This window comes from Aeromonas rivipollensis (assembly GCF_010974825.1).
Classification (GTDB): Bacteria; Pseudomonadota; Gammaproteobacteria; order Enterobacterales; family Aeromonadaceae; genus Aeromonas; species Aeromonas rivipollensis.
The window spans coordinates 77,195-93,419 of the sequence record NZ_JAAILA010000013.1 but is presented as its reverse complement, the minus strand read 5'-3'; the positions used below and the strand labels follow the sequence as shown (position 1 = coordinate 93,419).

The following is a 16,225-nucleotide window of genomic DNA, read 5'->3' as shown; positions in this document are numbered from 1 at the left end:
CGACGCAATCACTTTTTTGAGCGCAATCCCCCGGCGACTGATGCGACATCAGGCCGGGTTTTTTTATGCCCGGCCCATGGGCCGGAGGGGGAACGGCTGGGGATCAGCGGCGATATTCGTTGTTGTAGTTCTGGATGAGGCGGCGGGTCACGTCGTGCTGGGGATCGGCAAACACCTTGAGGGTCTTGCCGCGCTCCACCACCCGGCCCTCGTGCATCACCAGCACCTCGTCGCTGATGTGGCTGACGATGCCCAGATCGTTGGCCACCAGCACATAGCTCAGCCCCGTGGTCTCCTGCATCTCCAGCAGCAGGTTGATGATCTGGGAGCGCACCGAGATGTCCAGGGTCGAGAGCGCCTCGTCGGCCACCACTATCTTGGGATTGAGGATGAGCGCCCGCGCCAGCCCCACCCGCTGCTGCTGACCGGCGGAGAGCATCTGGGGGTAGAAGAGTGCGTGATCCGCCAGCATGCCCACCATGCGCAGGGTCTGGACCACCTTCTCCCGGCGCTCCTCCTCGCTCAGGGCCGTGTTGAGGCGCAGCGGCGTCTCCAGGATCTGGCCGACCCGGATCTTGCGGTTGAGCGAGGTATTGGGGTCCTGGAAGATCATCCGCAGCAGCTTGCAGCGGGTCTGATAGTCACCGTGGACCAGGGGCTGCCCCTCGATGGCGATCTCGCCGCCGCTCGGCTCTATCATGCCGGCCAGGATCCGCGCCAGGGTGCTCTTGCCAGAGCCCGCCTCGCCGACGATGGCCAGGGTCTGGCCCACTCCGAGATCAAACGACAGGGGCTTGATGGCCTCCACCGCCTGGCGCCGGAACAGGCCGGTGCGATTCTGATAGGTCTTGCACAGGCCCCTGACCTGCAACAGGGCGGGTTCGATCACAGGCTGGGCTCCTTTATGGCGGTATTCACGGTCAGGCTCATTTCTTCGATTCTTCCATGTTCAGCGGGCAGTGGTAGCTGGGAAATGGATCTCCCTTGGCCTTGCCGATGTGACATGGAGTGGTGATGACTCGGGTTCATTTCTTCGGCTCTTCCATGTTCAAGGGGAAGTGGCAACTAAATTGATGTCCCTTGACCTTGCTCATCAGCGGGGTCTGCACGCACTGCTTCTGGGCGTAGGGGCAGCGGGGGCCGAGGCGGCAGCCGATGGGCAGGTGCTGCAGGGGGGGGATCACCCCGGGCAGGGTCTCGAGCCGGGACTTGTGGCGCACCAGCTTGTCAAAGTCGGGAATGGACTTGAGCAGGGCGTCCGTATAGGGGTGGCGGGGGGATTCGAGGATCTGATCCCGGGTGCCCACTTCCACCATCTGGCCGCAGTACATGATGTTGATGGTGTCGGTCAGGTTGGCGATGGCGGCGATGTCGTTGCTGATGATGAGGATGGTGGTGTTGCCCAGCTTGTTCATCTTGTCCAGCAGCCGCAGGATCTGGGAGTGGGTGGTGGACTCCATGGCACTGGTGGGCTCGTCCGCCACCAGCAGCCGCGGCTGGTTGGCGATGGCCATGGCGATCATCACCTTCTGGCACATGCCATCCGACAGCTCGTGGGGATAGGCCCGCATCACCTTGCGGTGATCCTTGACCCCGACTCTGTGCAGCAGGGCGATGGCCCGCTTCTTGCGCCACTGGAAGCGCTGCCAGAACTTGCCGGCGAAGGCGCTGGTGGGGATGGCCTCTTCCAGCTGGGTGCCTATCTCCTCGGAGGGGTCGAGGCAGCTGATGGGATCCTGGAAGATCATGGCGATCTCCCGGCCCATGATGCGGCGTCGCTCCTTGGGGGCCATGGTCAGCAAGTCCATGTCGTTGAAGCGCATCCGGTCGGCGCGCACCGTCCAGTTGTCCTTCTGGATACCGACGATCACCTTGGCCACCAGGCTCTTGCCCGAGCCCGATTCTCCTACCAGGCCGCGGATCTCCCCCTCGTTCAGGGTCAGGCTGACCCTGTCCACCGCCTTGACCTTGCCCTGGGGGGTGTCGATTTCTATGGTCAGGTTGCGTATGTCGAGCAAGGGCATCAGTGGCGCTCCTCATGAGGGTGTGGCTGGGCGTGCTGCATCTGGGCCATGCCGTCCTTGATGGTATAGAGCCGCAGTATCATCAATCGTTCCCCTCTTTGAGCGCTTCGCGGATCCCTTCGCCTACCAGGTTAGTCACCAGCACGCTGAACAAAATGGCCATGCCCGGCAGGGTCACTGTCCAGGGGGCCAGATAGATGAGATCGCTCGAATCCGCCAGCATGGCGCCCCACTCCGGCTGGGGTGACTGGGCACCGAGGCCGAGAAAGCCCACCGCCGAGATATCCAGGATGGCGGCAGAGAGGGTCCGGGTAGTCTGAGTCACCAGGGTTTCCACTATGTTCGGCAGTATGGCGAGGCGCATGATCCGCAAGGGGGGCGAACCGTCGAGGCGGCTCGCGATGATGTACTCCTTCTGCATCTCGGCGTGGACGGCGTTGTAGGTCGCCCGGATGAAGGGGGGGATCAGCGCCAGCGTGATGGCGATCAGGGTGTTGAACAGCCCTGGCCCCAGGATGGCGACCACTATGATGGCCAGCAGCAGGGAGGGGATGGAGAGCAGGGTATCGAGCAGGTGATGGAGCACGCTCGACTTCACCCCCTTGCTCATGCCGCCGAGGATGCCGATGGCGGAGCCGACGAGGAGCGCTATCACCACCACCAGCAAGGCGTTGCCGAAGGTGAGGCGGGCCCCCACCACGAGGCGGGAGAGGATGTCGCGGCCCAGATCGTCTGTGCCGAGGAAGTAGTCGATGTTCCCTGTGCTGGCCCAGGAGGGGGCCAGCAGCAGGCGGCCGCTGTGCTGATCATCGATGCCGTAGGGCACCACCAGGGGGCCCACCAGGGTGATGAGCAGCAGCAGGCCGAAGCACCAGAGGCCGCCCATGGCCAGCGGATTGCGGCGGTAGGAGGCCCAGGTCTGCTCCAGGGGGGAGAGGATCTTGAGCTCCGGATAGATGTTCGATTTATCGTGCATGATGCAGGCTCCAGCCCTGGCCATGAGCGGGGTCAGTCTTGTGTTGCATGGTGTTCTTTGCGTCGTGCCGGATACAGCATGAAGGCGGTGAGCAGCGCGAGGCCGACATGCTGGCGTGTGTGCCGCTGTGGGCGTACTCAGTCTTGTTTTGCATAGAGTTCTTTGCGCCGTGCCGGATACATTATGGTGGTCAGCAACTCGGTGCTGACGCTGATGAAGATGACGAAGCTGGCCACCACCAGGAAGGCGCCGCGGATGGCGGCATAGTCCTGCAGCGCTATGCTGCTCACCAGCCAGCGGCCGATCCCGGGCCAGTCGAACACCACCTCGGTGATCATGGCGGAGGTGAGCACGCTGCCGAGTTGCAGGCCGAGCAGGGGCAGCACGGGGGGCAGGGCATTCTTGAGGCCGTGGCGCCAGACGATCTGGCGGCGGGAGAGACCACGGCTGGCGGCGGCCTTGATGTAGTTCTGCTTCATCACGTCGATGAGGGAGCTGCGCACGTGGCGGATCACCTCGGTGGTGGGCACCACGGCCAGCACCAGGGACGGCAGCACCAGGTGGCGCAGGGCGTCATGGAGTGCCGCCTCGCGCCAGGGCTCCTGGCTCATCAGCACGTCGACGATGGCGATCCCCGTGATGGAGGGAACGTCGTAGAGCAGGCTGATCTGGCCCGAAGAGGGTAGCCAGCCGAGATCCAGGGAGAAGAACATCACCATCAGCAGCGCCAGCCAGAAGACGGGCACGGCGTAGCCGATGAGGCCGGCGGCCATGATGGAGAGATCCAGGCCGCGCCCCTGGTAGAGGGCCGCCAGGGTCCCGAGCGGGATCCCCACCAGCAGCGAGATGGCAAAGGCCGCGAGACAGAGGGTCAGGGTCGCCGGGAAGTAGTGACGGATCTCGTCCAGCACCGGCAGGCCGGAGACGCTGGAGAGGCCGAAATCGCCGGCGGCGATGCGCTGCAGGAAGTCCGGGTAGCCGTGCCAGAAGTCCAGCACCTGGCCGATGAGGCGAAACTCCAGCAGGTAGGCCCCCATGGTCAGCACCAGCAGGGTGATCACCAGCAATGTGATGCGACGCAGAATATAAAAAAACATGCTTATGCCTCCGCGCAGGGGTGCGTCGATGGGAAGGGAGGCCAGATGCCACCGATGGGATGGATGCCCGCCATGTTCACTCCCGATAGGCCTGGTTGAAGGTGGTGCCGCCAAAGGGCATCAGGGTCAGTCCCTGGATGTCACTGCGGCTCACCTGGGTGCGCAGGGCATGGGCCAGCGGGATGAGCGGCAGCTGTTCGTTGAGCAGCGACTGGGCATAGTAATAGTTGCGCAGGCGGAAGGCGAGTTGCGGTGTGGTCACAGCGTCGTCCAGCAGCTGATCGAAGGCGGGGCTGCACCAGCGGCTGTAGTTGTTGCCCCGCTCGACGGCGGCGCAGCTCAGCAGCTGGCGGAAGAAGTTGTCCGGATCCGCGTTATCGGCGATCCAGCCGGAGAGCAGGCTGTCATATTGCCCGTGGGCGAGCCGGGTCTCGATGACCGGCCAGGCCTGCTGCACTATCTTGAGCTTCACCCCTATCTTGGCGAGATCGCTGCGCATCAGCTGGGCCGTCTTGAGACCGTCCGGGTTGTAGGGGCGGGCGCCGGGCTGCACCAGCACCTGCATCTCGAACCCTTGCGGGTAGCCGGCATCCCTGAGCAACTGACGGGCGAGCTTCAGATCGGGCTTGCGCTGGGTCAGGGAGGGGTTGTAGCCCCAGGAGAGCGGCGGCAGCAGGCTGGCGGCAGGCTGACCTGTCTCGAAATAGACCGCCTGCAACAGGTTTTGCACGTTGATGGCACTGGCCAGCGCCTGGCGCACCTGCACCTTGTTGAAGGGGGCCTTGCGGGTATTGAGGGCGAGGAAGGCGACGTTCATGCCCGACTGCACCGACAGATTGAGGTGGGAGTCCTTGTCTATCACCGACAGTTGGCTGGCGGAGGGGGTGCTCATCACGTCGCACTCGCCGGTCAGCAGCTTGGCGAGCCGCTTGGACGACTTGGGGGTGATGTCGTAGATGAGCTGCTCAATCTTCGCCTCGCCGCCCCAGTAGCCGGGGTGGCGCAGGTAGCGCACGAACTCGTTGTGACGGTACTCCTTGAAGCTGAAGGGGCCCGTCCCTATGGGGCGGCTGTCGAGCAGCTCGGGGGTGCCTGCCTTGTCCATCTGTTCGCCATATTCGGCCGAGAGCACTATGGCGTAGTCGCTGGCCAGGGTCGCGAGGAAGGAGGCATCCGGCCGGTTCAGCTCGAACACCACCTCATGGGGGCCCTTCTTGTAGACCCGCTTGATGAGGCTGCTCAGCCCCAGGCTGTGAAAATAGGGGTACTCGCCACCCGAGATGCTGTGGAAGGGGTGGTGCTCGTCCAGCAGGCGATGATAGGTGAAGAGCACGTCGTCGGCGTTGAAGCGGCGCGTCGGATTGAACCAGGGGGTGCGATGGAAGGTCACGCCCTTGCGCAGGGTCAGGGTATAGGAGAGGCCGTCCTCGCTGCTGCGCCAGTGGGTGGCCAGGCCCCCCTCGATGCTGAGGGTATTGGCATTGACCTCGAGCAGGCGATCGTAGAGCGGGCGGGCGCTGGCATCCAGGGTCGCCTCTGAATTGGCAAGCTGCGGGTTGAAGGATCTGGGCGCCCCGTCGGCACAATAGATGAGCCCGGTCCTGGAGGCATCGTCTTGTTTCTGACAGCCGGTGACCAGTACCAGGAGGCCGAGCAGCAGTGGTGTGAGCATTCTCATGTTGGAACCATGTTTTCAGACAGAGTTGCCCGCCAGAGGGCGGGCGCGTTGCGGGATCCTGCCGGGCAGGGTGTCCCATCGGGGTGTGCGAACATTCCCCTCGTCAATTCCCTCGAGCAGCGGGTATTTACCAGGCATGTCTCGATGGGGGTGATGGCAGAGGGTCAGTCGTTGTCCATGTTGCCATTGTTGTCATCCCCCTCGAGCAGCTGGTATTTGCGCAGCATGCCCCTGAACTGGTGGTAGCTCAGGGTCAGCAATTGGGCGGCTTTGCGCTGATTATACTGGGATTGCTGCATCGCTTGCTTGAGTAAATTAATCTCGTATTCCGCGACCGCCCCTTTGAGATCCAGTGGCAGGCTCATGGCCTGGGGGCCGCTTGCCGAGGTCGACTCGGTGGCAACCGGGGACGGGCTGCCGGTACGGGGGCGCCAGGGGGAGTCGAAGGGGTTGATCACCAGCTCCGAGAGCGGTAACTGCGGATTGCCCTGACGGTAGAGGCTGCGCTCCACCACGTTCTTGAGCTCCCGCACGTTGCCGGGCCAGGGGTAATCTTGCAGCAACTGGGTCGCCTTGCGAGAGAAGCCGGCAAACAGCGGATACCCCAGCTCCCGGGTCATGCCGTGGGCGAAGTGCTCCGCCAGCATCAGGATATCTTCTCGCCGCTCCCGCAGCGGGGGCAGGGTGATGACGTCGAAGGCCAGCCGGTCCAGCAGATCGTGACGAAACTGCCCCCGGGCCGCCAGCTGCGGCAGATCCTCGTTGGTGGCGCACACCAGGCGCACATCCACCTTGAGTGCCTTGGCGCCGCCCACCCGCTCGAATTCACCGTACTCTATGACCCGCAGCAGCTTCTCCTGCACCCGGGCGCTGGTGGTGGCCAGCTCGTCGAGGAACAGGGTGCCGCCATCGGCCCGCTCGAAGCGACCCTGATGACGCTTGGCGGCGCCGGTGAAGGATCCCGCCTCGTGGCCGAACAGCTCGGTTTCCAGCAGGCTCTCGCTCAAGGTGGCGCAGTTGATGGTGACAAAGCTTTGATCCCAGCGATCCGAGAGATAATGTAGGCGGTGGGCGATGAGCTCCTTGCCGGTCCCCCGCTCGCCGATGATCAGCACGGGTTTGCGCAGGGGGGCGAGTCGCGAGGCCTGCTCGATGATCTCTAGAAACGCGTTGGACTCACCCAACAGACTTTCCGTGGCCGTGGTCATCCTGATCCCTGTTCGTTGAAAAATCTGGTTAATCTTACCAAAAGTTGGTTATTTTAATCATCTCTTGTTCCGGGCATCTTGAAACTCATGGAGAGTGCCCATATAAATCAACAAGTTAATTATTGTTCCAGATTGGCACACAAGTTGCCATTGTCAATGGAGAAACAACCCAATGCCCATCACAGGAGTACAACCATGAGTATTTTTTCCCGCCTGGCCGACATCATCAATTCCAATCTGACGTCCCTGCTCGACAAGGCCGAGGATCCCCAGAAGATGGTGCGCCTGATCATCCAAGAGATGGAAGATGAACTGGTGAAGGAGCGCTCCAACCTGGCCCGCTTCCTCGCCAACCAGAAAGAGATTGGCCGTCAGGTCAGCCGCCATCAGGAGCGGGTGAACGAATGGCAGGCCAAGGCCGAGCTGGCCCTGACCAAGGGGCGCGAGGATCTGGCCCGTGCCGCCCTCATCGAGAAGAACAAGCAGAGCGAGCTTGCCGAGGCGCTCTATCGCGAGCAGCAGGCGGTGGACAGCGGCATCGACAAGCTGGGTGACGAGATCCGCCAGCTGGAAGCCAAGCTCGAAGACGCCCGTGCCCGCCAGAAGGCGATGGCCATTCGCAGCGAGGCCGCCAGCAGCCGTTTGAACGTGCAGAGCCAGGTGGCCCGTGGCGATAGCCAGGCCGTGGTCAGCAAGTTCGAGCGCATGGAGCGCCGCATCGACGAGATGGAGGCCCGCGCCGATCTCGGCCAGTCCGACAAGGCGCTCGCCCAGCAGTTTGCCGAGCTGGAAGCGGACGATCAGATCAGCCGCGAGCTCGAGGCCATGCGCCAGAAGCTCGGCCAGAGCGACACCGCCTCGAAAGGAGAGTGATGAATGGAAGACATTCTTGGGATATTGGCGACACCACTCATCGTCTTCATGGTCATAGTGGCCCCCATCTGGCTGGTGCTGCACTATCGCGCCAAGGGCCGGATTGGTGCGGGTCTCGCCGACAATGAGCGGGAGCAGTTGCAGGGCCTGCTGGTCCGTGCCGAGAAGATGCAGGAGAGAGTCGGGGCACTGGAATCCATTCTGGATGCCGAGGTCCCCGGTTGGAGGAACAAGGTATGAATGCCATCTATGGCTGCCATGGCGTGAAGTCTGCGTCGGTCGGTACACAGGGTTTCATTGCGGATGCGGAAGTCCCCGGTTGGAGGAACAAGGTATGAGCGCCTCGAATAACTCTCGCAATCTCTACCGGGATCCCCAGAAGGGCAAGATAGCCGGCGTCTGCGCCGGCCTTGCCGACTACTTCGGGGTGGAGACCTGGATAGTGCGGTTGCTGGCTATCACAGGCCTCATCTTCGCCGGTTTCATCACCTTCACCGCCTACATTGCCGCCTGGTTCCTGCTCGACAAGAAGCCGGTCACCCTCTACGGGGAGCAGGAGGCGGATTTTGCCGAGGTGCGCATGAAGGCGCGCAGCTGGCAGGCGGGGGTCACCCCCCATCAGGCGCTCGGCCGCATCGCCCAGGAGCTCGACACGCTCGAGCCCAGACTGCAGCGCATCGAGAAGCTGGTGACCTCCAAGGAGTTCACCCTGCAGCGCGAGTTCAGCAAGCTCTGAGTACCGCAAGGGCGCGGGGCCCTGGCCCCGGCCCTTATCCCCATGGTTCGGTTGTGACAGGAGAAAAAGACCCGCCTTGATACGCAACAAACTCGAACAGTCATGGTCTGTGCTGCAGCACAAGGCCTTTGAGGTGGTGAACCGGGCTCGGGATCGCCACATCCGGCTGGCGGTCACCGGCCTGTCCCGCAGCGGCAAGACCGCCTTCATCACGGCGTTGGTCAATCAGCTGGAGCACGCCGCCATCGACGGCCGTCTGCCCCTGTGGGATGCCCAGCGCCAGGGGCGGATCCTCGGCGCCCGCCGGGTTCCCCAGCAAAACGCCCACATTCCCACCTTCCCCTACGAGCGGGGCCTAGACACCCTGTTCGGCGAGCCCCCCGCCTGGCCTGAGCCGACACGTGGGGTGGCCGAGGTGCGCCTGGAAATTCGCTACCGCACCCGCCACCCCTTGCGCCGGCACCTGGGGGAGATCTCCACCCTCTATGTGGATCTGGTGGACTACCCCGGCGAGTGGCTGCTGGACTTGCCGCTGCTGGATCTCGACTACGAACAGTGGAGCGAGCAGGTGGCAAACCAGTTGCGTCGCCCCGAGCTGCAGGCCCTGGCCGCCGACTGGCTGACCCCCGGCTGGCAGGCCGAGCAAGCCTTCGAAGAGCGGCCGGCGAGCGAGCTGGCAGCGCGTTACACCGACTATCTGCACGCCTGCAAGCGCGAGCTGGGGCTGCACCTTATCCAGCCGGGCCGTTTCGTGCTGCCGGGGGAGTATGCCGGGGCGCCGCTGCTGCAATTCGTGCCCTGGGTCTGGGACAAACCCGCCTCCGAGCCCGCCGATGGCAGCCTCTACGCCACCTTCAAGCAGCGCTTCGAGCAGTACAAGCAGCACCTGGTGCAGGGCTTCTACGAGCAGCACTTTGCCGGCTTCGATCGCCAGATAGTGCTGGTGGACTGCCTGGCGCCCCTCAACGCCGGGGCCGCCAGCTTTGGCGACATGCAGCAGGCCATAGCCCGCATCATGGAGAGCTTCGCCTATGGCAAGAGCAACTGGTGGCGCCGCCTGTTCTCCCCGCGCATCGACAAGCTGTTGTTCGTGGCGAGCAAGGCCGATCACGTCACCCCGGAGCAGCATGGGCCTCTGGTCTCCCTGCTCCAGCATCTGGTGAGCAGCGGCCGGGGCCAGGCCCGCTTCGAGGGAATAGAGACCGAATGCCTGGCGCTGGCCGCCATCAAGGCCACAGAGGTGGGCAAGGGGCAGGCCAATGGCCGCGAGTTCCCGGCCATCCGTGGCACCAGCCTGGCAGGGGAGCCGCTCTTGCTCTTCCCGGGGGAGGTACCGCCCCAGATCCCGCCTGCCCAGTGGTGGCAAAGCCAAGGTTTTGATTTTCAGGCATTTCGCCCCATGCCCATGAGCGCCCATCAGGCGCTGCCCCATATCCGGCTGGACGCGGCACTGGAGTTCTTGCTCGGGGATCACCTCGAATAACCGGCGCCGCACCAAGGAGCAGAGAACAAGATGAACGATCAGACAACACAGACGATGCCGCTGCAAGGCAAGGTGATCCTGGAGCCGACCCTGTCGGTGGCGAGCGAGGCGCCGCCTCCGGCCCCGGCCCAGCGGCTGGAAGAAGAGAGCTTCGAGCGACTCGAGGAGCTCGATGAGTTCACCGAGGTGGCCCAAGCCCTGACGGTGCGGCCCCGTCGCCGCCATCGCCTCTTGGGTTGGGGGCTGGGGGCGGTCGGCCTGCTCTCCCTGGGCCAGTTTGGCGCCTTCCTCTACGACCAGTTTCTCACCACCCCGCTCTGGGGCGGTGCCTGGCTGCTGGCTTCTGGCCTGGTGGCGGTGGGCACGGCCGGCGTGGTCGGGCGCGAGTGGCTGCGGCTGCGCACCCTCAAGCGGCGCCAGGATGTGCGCTCACGGGCCGAAGATCTGCTGGCCCATCAGGGGGTGGGGCAGGGGCAGGCATTCTGCGAGGCCCTGGCCGAAAAGAGTGGCGACAAGGGGCGGGAGGGGTATCAGACCTGGCTCGGCCAGCTCGACGAGAGCCACAGCGATCGGGAGGTGCTGACCCTCTACAGCCAGCTGGTGCTGGGCGAGCGGGACAAGCTCGCCCAGGCCCGGGTCGCCAAATGGTCGGGGGAGGCAGCCGTGCTGGTGGCCCTGAGCCCGCTCGCCACCGTCGACATGATGCTGATGCTGTGGCGCAACCTGCGGATGATCGAGGACATCGCCGATGTCTACGCCATCGAGCTCGGCTACTGGAGCCGCATTCGCCTCATCCGCCAGGTGTTTCGCAACATGCTCTATGCCGGCGCCACCGAGCTGGTGACAGAGGTGGGCATGGATCTGCTGGGGGCCGAGCTCACCGCCAAGCTCTCCGCCCGCGCCGCGCAAGGGGTGGGGGCTGGTCTGCTCACCGCCCGCCTGGGGCTGCGCACCATAGAGGCGTGCCGCCCGCTGCCCTGGTGTGCGGACGAGAAACCCAGGCTAGGTGAGCTGCGCAAGCGGCTTGTCGGCCAGCTGGCGGGCTATCTTCGCAAGTCATAGGGGCCATTCAAGGGCTGTGATCTCCCTGCCTGAGCCATCCCCCGGGCGGCGTGCCTCAACCACGGCAGCGCCCCGGGAAAGTATATCGAGATGTTACAAATTATTTACATCTGTGGCAGTCAGCCGACCTCGGGGTCGGCTGCTTTTTTGATGGGCAAGCCGTTACAGTGATCCTGAAGAGCAACGACAAGGGGCCTTTAGGGGCCGAAGATGGCAGGGATCATGGCAAGTAGCTACACAGCACACCAACCGGACGATCAGGGTTGCATCCACTACTCGGAGGAAGAGCAGGGGACCTGGCAGATCCTGATCGCGCGCCAGCTCGAGGCGCTCGATGGCAAGGCCTGCGATGCATACCTGGCGGGGCTGGAGAGGCTGGCACTGCCCCGGGATCGTATCCCGCAACTGGGGGAGATCAACGCCGCCCTGACCCCCACCACCGGCTGGTCGGTGGCCGCCGTGCCTGCCCTCATCTCCTTCGATCGCTTCTTTGCCCTGCTGGCGGATCGCCAGTTTCCGGTGGCTACCTTCATCCGCCGCCGGGACGAGCTCGACTATCTGCAAGAGCCCGACATCTTCCATGAGATCTTCGGCCACTGCGCCATGCTGACCAATCCCGCCTTCGCCCACTTCACCCACCTCTATGGCCAGCTCGGGCTGAACGCCAGCAAGGAGGAGCGGGTCTATCTGGCGCGGCTCTACTGGTTCACCGTGGAGTTTGGTCTCCTGCAGGAGGGGGAGGGGCTGCGCATCTACGGTGGCGGCATCCTCTCCTCCATCGGCGAGACCGCCTATGCCCTTTCCGGCAAGCCGGTGCTGCAACCCTTCGATCTGCTGGAGGTGCTGCGCACCCCTTATCGCATCGACATCATGCAACCCGTCTATTTCGTGCTGCCAAGCCTGGATTGCCTCTACCGCCTGGGGCCGCAGCAGATCATGGCGGCGGTGGCCGAGGCCCGTCGCCTCGGTCTGCGTCCGCCCCGCTTTGCCCCGGCCTCTGGCCGGCAGGCGAGCTGAATCCGTTTCCAACCCATTCCATTGATGAAAGGAGTCCCGAATGTCTGAACTGGCAAACCAGCGGTGCGAAGCGTGCCGCGCCGATGCCCCCAGGGTGACCGAGCAGGAGCTGAGCGAGCTGATGCACGCCATCCCCGACTGGCAGCCCCTGGTGGTGAACGGCGAGCTGCAACTGAGGCGTGAATTTGCCTTTCGCAACTTCAAGGAGGCGCTGGCCTTCACCAACCGGTTGGGCGAGCTGGCGGAGGCCGAGTTCCACCATCCGGCGATCTTGCTCGAGTGGGGCAGGGTGACAGTGAGCTGGTGGACCCACAAGATAGGTGGATTGCATCGCAACGACTTCATCATGGCGGCGCGCACCGACGAGTTGATGAAGTAACAGCGGCTTGACGCGGAGAAACAGGGCCTGCCCGGTGAAAACGTGGCGGGCCCGCATTTTTATGGGGGAGCGCTCGCACTGGCGGGATCGAGTCTGTATCATCCGGCTATTCAGAATGTTAGCTAGGAAGTGTGTGCCGAATGCGTCTTGAAGTCAGCTGTGAAGACCGTCTGGGCCTGACCCGGGAACTGCTCGACCGACTGGTGGAGCACAACATCGATCTGCGCGGCATCGAAATCGATACCTCAGGCATCATCTATCTCAATTTCCCCGAGCTGGAGTTTCGCGATTTCCAGCACCTGATGCCGGAGATCCGCCGCATTCCCGGCGTCTATGACGTCAAGACCATCCCCTATATGCCCTCCGAGCGGGAGCATCACGAGATAGAGGCCCTGCTCAAGGCGCTGCCGGATCTGGTCTTCTCCCTCGACAGCAAGGGGCGGGTGACCCAGGCCAACCAGGCCGCCCTCACCACGCTGGCGCTGCCGCCGGAAGAGGTGCGCGGGGTGGCGCTCGGCTCCCTGGTCAAGGGCTTCTCCTTCGCCCGCTGGCTGGAGGCGAGCGAGATCAAGCCCCAGACCTGCAAACTCAGCCTCGGCGGCGAGGAGTACCTCGGCGATCTGATGCCGCTGTTCGTGGCCGAGGAGAAGGGCAAACAGGCCCTGGCCGGCGCCGTTGTGGTGCTCAAATCCGCCCGCCGGGTCGGTATGCACTTCAGCGCGCTGCACGCGGTGGAAGTCGGGGGCTTCGAGCACCTGCAGGCCGAGAGCCAGAAGATGAAGGAGGTGCTGGCCCAGGCCGCCAAGCTCGCGATGCAGGATGCCCCCTTGCTCATCGTGGGGGAGACCGGCACCGGCAAGGAGTTGCTGGCCCGCGCCTGCCACGGCGCCAGCCTGAGATCCAGCCATCCCTTCATGGCGCTCAACTGCGCCGCCATGCCGGACAACGTGGCCGAGAGCGAGCTGTTTGGCTACGCCCCCGGCGCCTTTGGCAACAACACCGAAGGCAAGCGCGGCGTGCTGGAGCTGGCGAGCGGCGGCACCCTGATGCTGGACGAGATAGGCGACATGTCCCCCCATCTGCAGACCAAGTTCCTGCGGGTGCTGCAAGACGGCGTCTTCCGCCGGGTCGGGGACGAGCAGGAGGTGAGGGTCAACGTGCGCTTTATCTGTACCACCCAGAAGCAGTTGCTGGATCTGGTGCACGAAGGCAAGTTCCGGGAAGATCTCTACTACCGCCTCAACGTGTTGAGTCTGGCGCTGCCCCCCCTGCGCGAGCGCAAGGCGGACATCATGGCCCTGGCACAGCAGTTCGTCTCCCGCTTCGCGAGCGAGTTGCAGCGCCCACGCCCGCGCTTTACCCGCAACATGGCCGAGTACCTGACCGCCTACCGCTGGCCCGGCAACGTGCGCCAGCTGCGCAACTGCCTCTACCGGGCCATGACGTTGCTGGAAGGGGACGAAATAGGCCCCGAGCACGTGGACCTGCCGGTGGCGGCCGACGCCATGCCCCTTATCGACGAGTGGTTCGAGGGGGGGCTCGACGAGGCGGTGAAGCGCTTCGAGAGCCGGCTGCTGGAGCGGCTCTACCCGGCCTTCCCCTCTACCCGCCAGTTGGCCAAGCGGCTCGGGGTCTCCCACACCGCCATCGCCAACAAGCTGCGTGAATATGGGATTGGCAAAAAGTAACCCTGAAGGCGTGCCCCAGGGGTGCCCGTCCTGGTCTGTGGTGTCGCCCTCGCTGCGTCGGCCGCTGACGCAGCCGATGCCAGTACGGATAGGCAGCCGCCTGGCGGCTGATAAGCTCGATGCGACTCCTCTCTGGCACTCCCTCCATGGGCGTCGGACCCCCCAGGTACCGACGTGGGCATAAGCGCGGGCATCATGCAGTTTTTCTCCTCTTTTCGGATCCTGGCGTGGCTCACGCCCCTGTGCTGCCTCTGGGTGCTGACTTGCGAGGCGGCGCCGGCTACCTCGGCGGAAGTGCGCAGCGAGCTGGTGCGGCAAACCGTGCTCGATATCCTGAGCTACACCCGCTGGCCCAGCGAGCCTGCCAGGTTGCGGCTCTGCGTCGCCGCGCCCACGGAATATGCGGCGTCGCTGCTCACCATCCGCCAGCAGGCCAATGGCCGCCCGGTCGATGTGCATCGCTACGAGGTCGACGACGAGGCGCTGATCCAGCGCTGCGATGTGATCTATCTGGGGGTGCTGGTCCCCGAGCAGCGGCTCTCCCTGTTCGAACGTCTGCGGGGGTACGCCATCCTCAGCATCAGCGAGCAGAGCCGCGAGTGCATCGCCGATGCGGTGTTCTGCCTGCAGGCCGGCAAAGAGAGGGTCCGTTTTCGGGTCAACCTGGATGCACTCGCCCGCAGCGGCGTGCGGGTGCACCCGGCCGTGCTCAAGCTCGCCAGAGCGGATGCGGAGGCGCGATGACCATCAATCACGCCAGCCCCCGGCTCACCCTGCGCCAGAGTCTGGGGCGCACCCACATGATGATCTCCCTGACCGCCGTCTGCATGGCGGGCCTCTTCCTGACCATCACGGCGCTGCTGGCGCTGCGCCTCTATGCGGATCACAACCTCAAGCTGGTGACGCGGGCCATCAGTTACACCGCGGAAGCGGCCGTGGTGTTCGATGACAAGGATGCGGCCAAGGATGCCCTGGAGGCCATCACCTCCCGGGAGGACGTGGCCAGCGCCCGCATTCTGCTGCCCGGCGGTCAGGTGCTGGCGAGCTGGCGCCGGGACATTACGACCCCCTGGAGCAGTCTGGAGCAGCATCTGGCCCAGCTTATCCTGCCGGGACCTGTGGAGCAGCCCATAGTGCGGGAGAGCAAGGAGATAGCCCAGGTTCACCTGGTCGGTCACGGCCAGCACCTGCTGCGCTTCCTGTTGCAGACCCTGATGGCGACCCTGCTGTGCCTGCTGCTCAGTATCCTGGGGGCGCTCTATGTGGCGCGCCGGATGCAGCGTTCCATCACGGCGCCCCTCAAGGCCCTGACCGAGGTCGCCTACAACGTCAGCCGCCAGCGCGCCCTCAAGCAGCGGGTGCCGGCGGCCAACATCGCCGAGCTGCACGAGCTCGGGGAGGACTTCAATTCACTGCTCGACGAGCTGGAAGCCTGGCAGGCCCATCAGAAGCGGGAGAACGCCACCCTGCTGCACCAGGCAACCCATGATCCCCTCACCGGATTGCCCAACCGGGCGCTGTTCGAGGCGCGGCTGGAGCAAGCCATCCAGGCCGGGCGCACCCGGCAGGAGCGCTTCGCCCTGCTCTATCTGGACTGTGATCGCTTCAAGCAGATCAATGACAACCTGGGCCATGCAATCGGTGACGAGGTGCTCATCACCCTGGCGCGGCGGGTGCAGCATCAGCTCAGGCCCATGGACCTGGTGTGCCGGCTGGGTGGGGATGAGTTTGTGGTCCTGCTCTTTCCGGTGCATCAGGGGAGTGAGGTGCAGGAGGTGATGATGCGGATCCAGCAGGCGATGAGCACCCCCGTGGTCTTGAGCGATGGCCGTCATCTGGGGGTCGGCATCAGCGTCGGCGCCGCCCTCTACCCCGAGCAGGGGGAGACGGCGGATGCCTTGTTGCAGGCCGCCGACGGTGCCATGTATGAATCCAAACGACAACGCAGGGAGGGACACAGAGACAACCAGACAACCACGTGAAATTGATATGGAAAATAATGAA

At 64.2% G+C, this 16,225-nt stretch carries 16 protein-coding genes; 10 read left to right on the top strand and 6 right to left on the bottom strand.

Features of this window, described 5'->3' with window-relative positions:
- Positions 1–103 precede the first annotated feature (103 nt).
- From G4923_RS10080 to pspF, 6 genes are all read right to left on the bottom strand, one after another.
- A complete protein-coding gene (locus tag G4923_RS10080) occupies positions 104–889 on the bottom strand; it encodes a peptide ABC transporter ATP-binding protein (protein ID WP_111910994.1) in 786 nt (261 codons plus the stop codon).
- Positions 890–1,025: 136 nt separating this feature from the next.
- Entirely contained in the window at positions 1,026–2,024 is a 999-nt protein-coding gene (locus G4923_RS10075) for a peptide ABC transporter ATP-binding protein (protein ID WP_005325353.1), read from the bottom strand.
- An 82-nt stretch (positions 2,025–2,106) separates the two neighbouring features.
- Positions 2,107–3,000 (bottom strand): ABC transporter permease subunit, encoded by an 894-nt coding sequence (locus G4923_RS10070; protein WP_005325348.1) that lies wholly within the window; start codon positions 2,998–3,000, stop codon positions 2,107–2,109.
- Positions 3,001–3,137: 137 nt separating this feature from the next.
- Entirely contained in the window at positions 3,138–4,097 is a 960-nt protein-coding gene (locus G4923_RS10065; RefSeq protein ID WP_106886964.1) for an ABC transporter permease, read from the bottom strand.
- Between the two features lie 76 nt (positions 4,098–4,173).
- Positions 4,174–5,769, bottom strand: a complete 1,596-nt coding sequence (gene sapA, locus G4923_RS10060) for an ABC transporter substrate-binding protein SapA (protein WP_163137058.1) — start codon at positions 5,767–5,769, stop codon at positions 4,174–4,176.
- A 170-nt stretch (positions 5,770–5,939) separates the two neighbouring features.
- On the bottom strand, positions 5,940–6,983 hold the full coding sequence (pspF, locus tag G4923_RS10055) for a phage shock protein operon transcriptional activator (RefSeq protein WP_163136935.1): 1,044 nt from the start codon (positions 6,981–6,983) through the stop codon (positions 5,940–5,942).
- A gap of 195 nt (positions 6,984–7,178) precedes the next feature.
- Between pspF and pspA the strand changes: the two genes are divergently transcribed.
- The 10 genes from pspA to dgcN all read left to right on the top strand — a co-directional run bounded on the left by pspA (position 7,179) and on the right by dgcN (position 16,203).
- Positions 7,179–7,856 carry a phage shock protein PspA gene (pspA, locus tag G4923_RS10050; RefSeq protein WP_106886961.1) on the top strand — a complete coding sequence of 226 codons (678 nt, stop codon included), beginning with the start codon at positions 7,179–7,181 and terminating at the stop codon, positions 7,854–7,856.
- A 3-nt stretch (positions 7,857–7,859) separates the two neighbouring features.
- Positions 7,860–8,096 carry an envelope stress response membrane protein PspB gene (pspB, locus tag G4923_RS10045; protein WP_106886960.1) on the top strand — a complete coding sequence of 79 codons (237 nt, stop codon included), beginning with the start codon at positions 7,860–7,862 and terminating at the stop codon, positions 8,094–8,096.
- Between the two features lie 94 nt (positions 8,097–8,190).
- Positions 8,191–8,592 carry an envelope stress response membrane protein PspC gene (gene pspC / locus G4923_RS10040; protein ID WP_106886959.1) on the top strand — a complete coding sequence of 134 codons (402 nt, stop codon included), beginning with the start codon at positions 8,191–8,193 and terminating at the stop codon, positions 8,590–8,592.
- Between the two features lie 76 nt (positions 8,593–8,668).
- Positions 8,669–10,075, top strand: coding sequence for a YcjX family GTP-binding protein (locus tag G4923_RS10035; protein ID WP_163136933.1), 1,407 nt, complete (start codon positions 8,669–8,671; stop codon positions 10,073–10,075).
- A gap of 30 nt (positions 10,076–10,105) precedes the next feature.
- Entirely contained in the window at positions 10,106–11,137 is a 1,032-nt protein-coding gene (locus tag G4923_RS10030; RefSeq protein WP_163136931.1) for a YcjF family protein, read from the top strand.
- A 222-nt stretch (positions 11,138–11,359) separates the two neighbouring features.
- On the top strand, positions 11,360–12,154 hold the full coding sequence (gene phhA / locus G4923_RS10025; RefSeq protein WP_163136929.1) for a phenylalanine 4-monooxygenase: 795 nt from the start codon (positions 11,360–11,362) through the stop codon (positions 12,152–12,154).
- A 40-nt stretch (positions 12,155–12,194) separates the two neighbouring features.
- On the top strand, positions 12,195–12,533 hold the full coding sequence (locus G4923_RS10020; protein WP_163136927.1) for a 4a-hydroxytetrahydrobiopterin dehydratase: 339 nt from the start codon (positions 12,195–12,197) through the stop codon (positions 12,531–12,533).
- A 140-nt stretch (positions 12,534–12,673) separates the two neighbouring features.
- Positions 12,674–14,221: a transcriptional regulator TyrR gene (gene tyrR / locus G4923_RS10015; protein ID WP_106886955.1), complete on the top strand. Its 1,548-nt coding sequence runs from the start codon at positions 12,674–12,676 to the stop codon at positions 14,219–14,221.
- Positions 14,222–14,416: 195 nt separating this feature from the next.
- A complete protein-coding gene (gene yfiR, locus G4923_RS10010; RefSeq protein WP_163136925.1) occupies positions 14,417–14,965 on the top strand; it encodes a regulatory sequestration protein YfiR in 549 nt (182 codons plus the stop codon).
- The gene (gene dgcN / locus G4923_RS10005; RefSeq protein WP_163136923.1) at positions 14,962–16,203 is read left to right on the top strand and encodes a diguanylate cyclase DgcN/YfiN; all 1,242 of its coding nucleotides are present in this window, start codon (positions 14,962–14,964) and stop codon (positions 16,201–16,203) included. The genes yfiR and dgcN overlap by 4 nt, the downstream gene beginning before the upstream one ends.
- Positions 16,204–16,225: the final 22 nt, after the last annotated feature.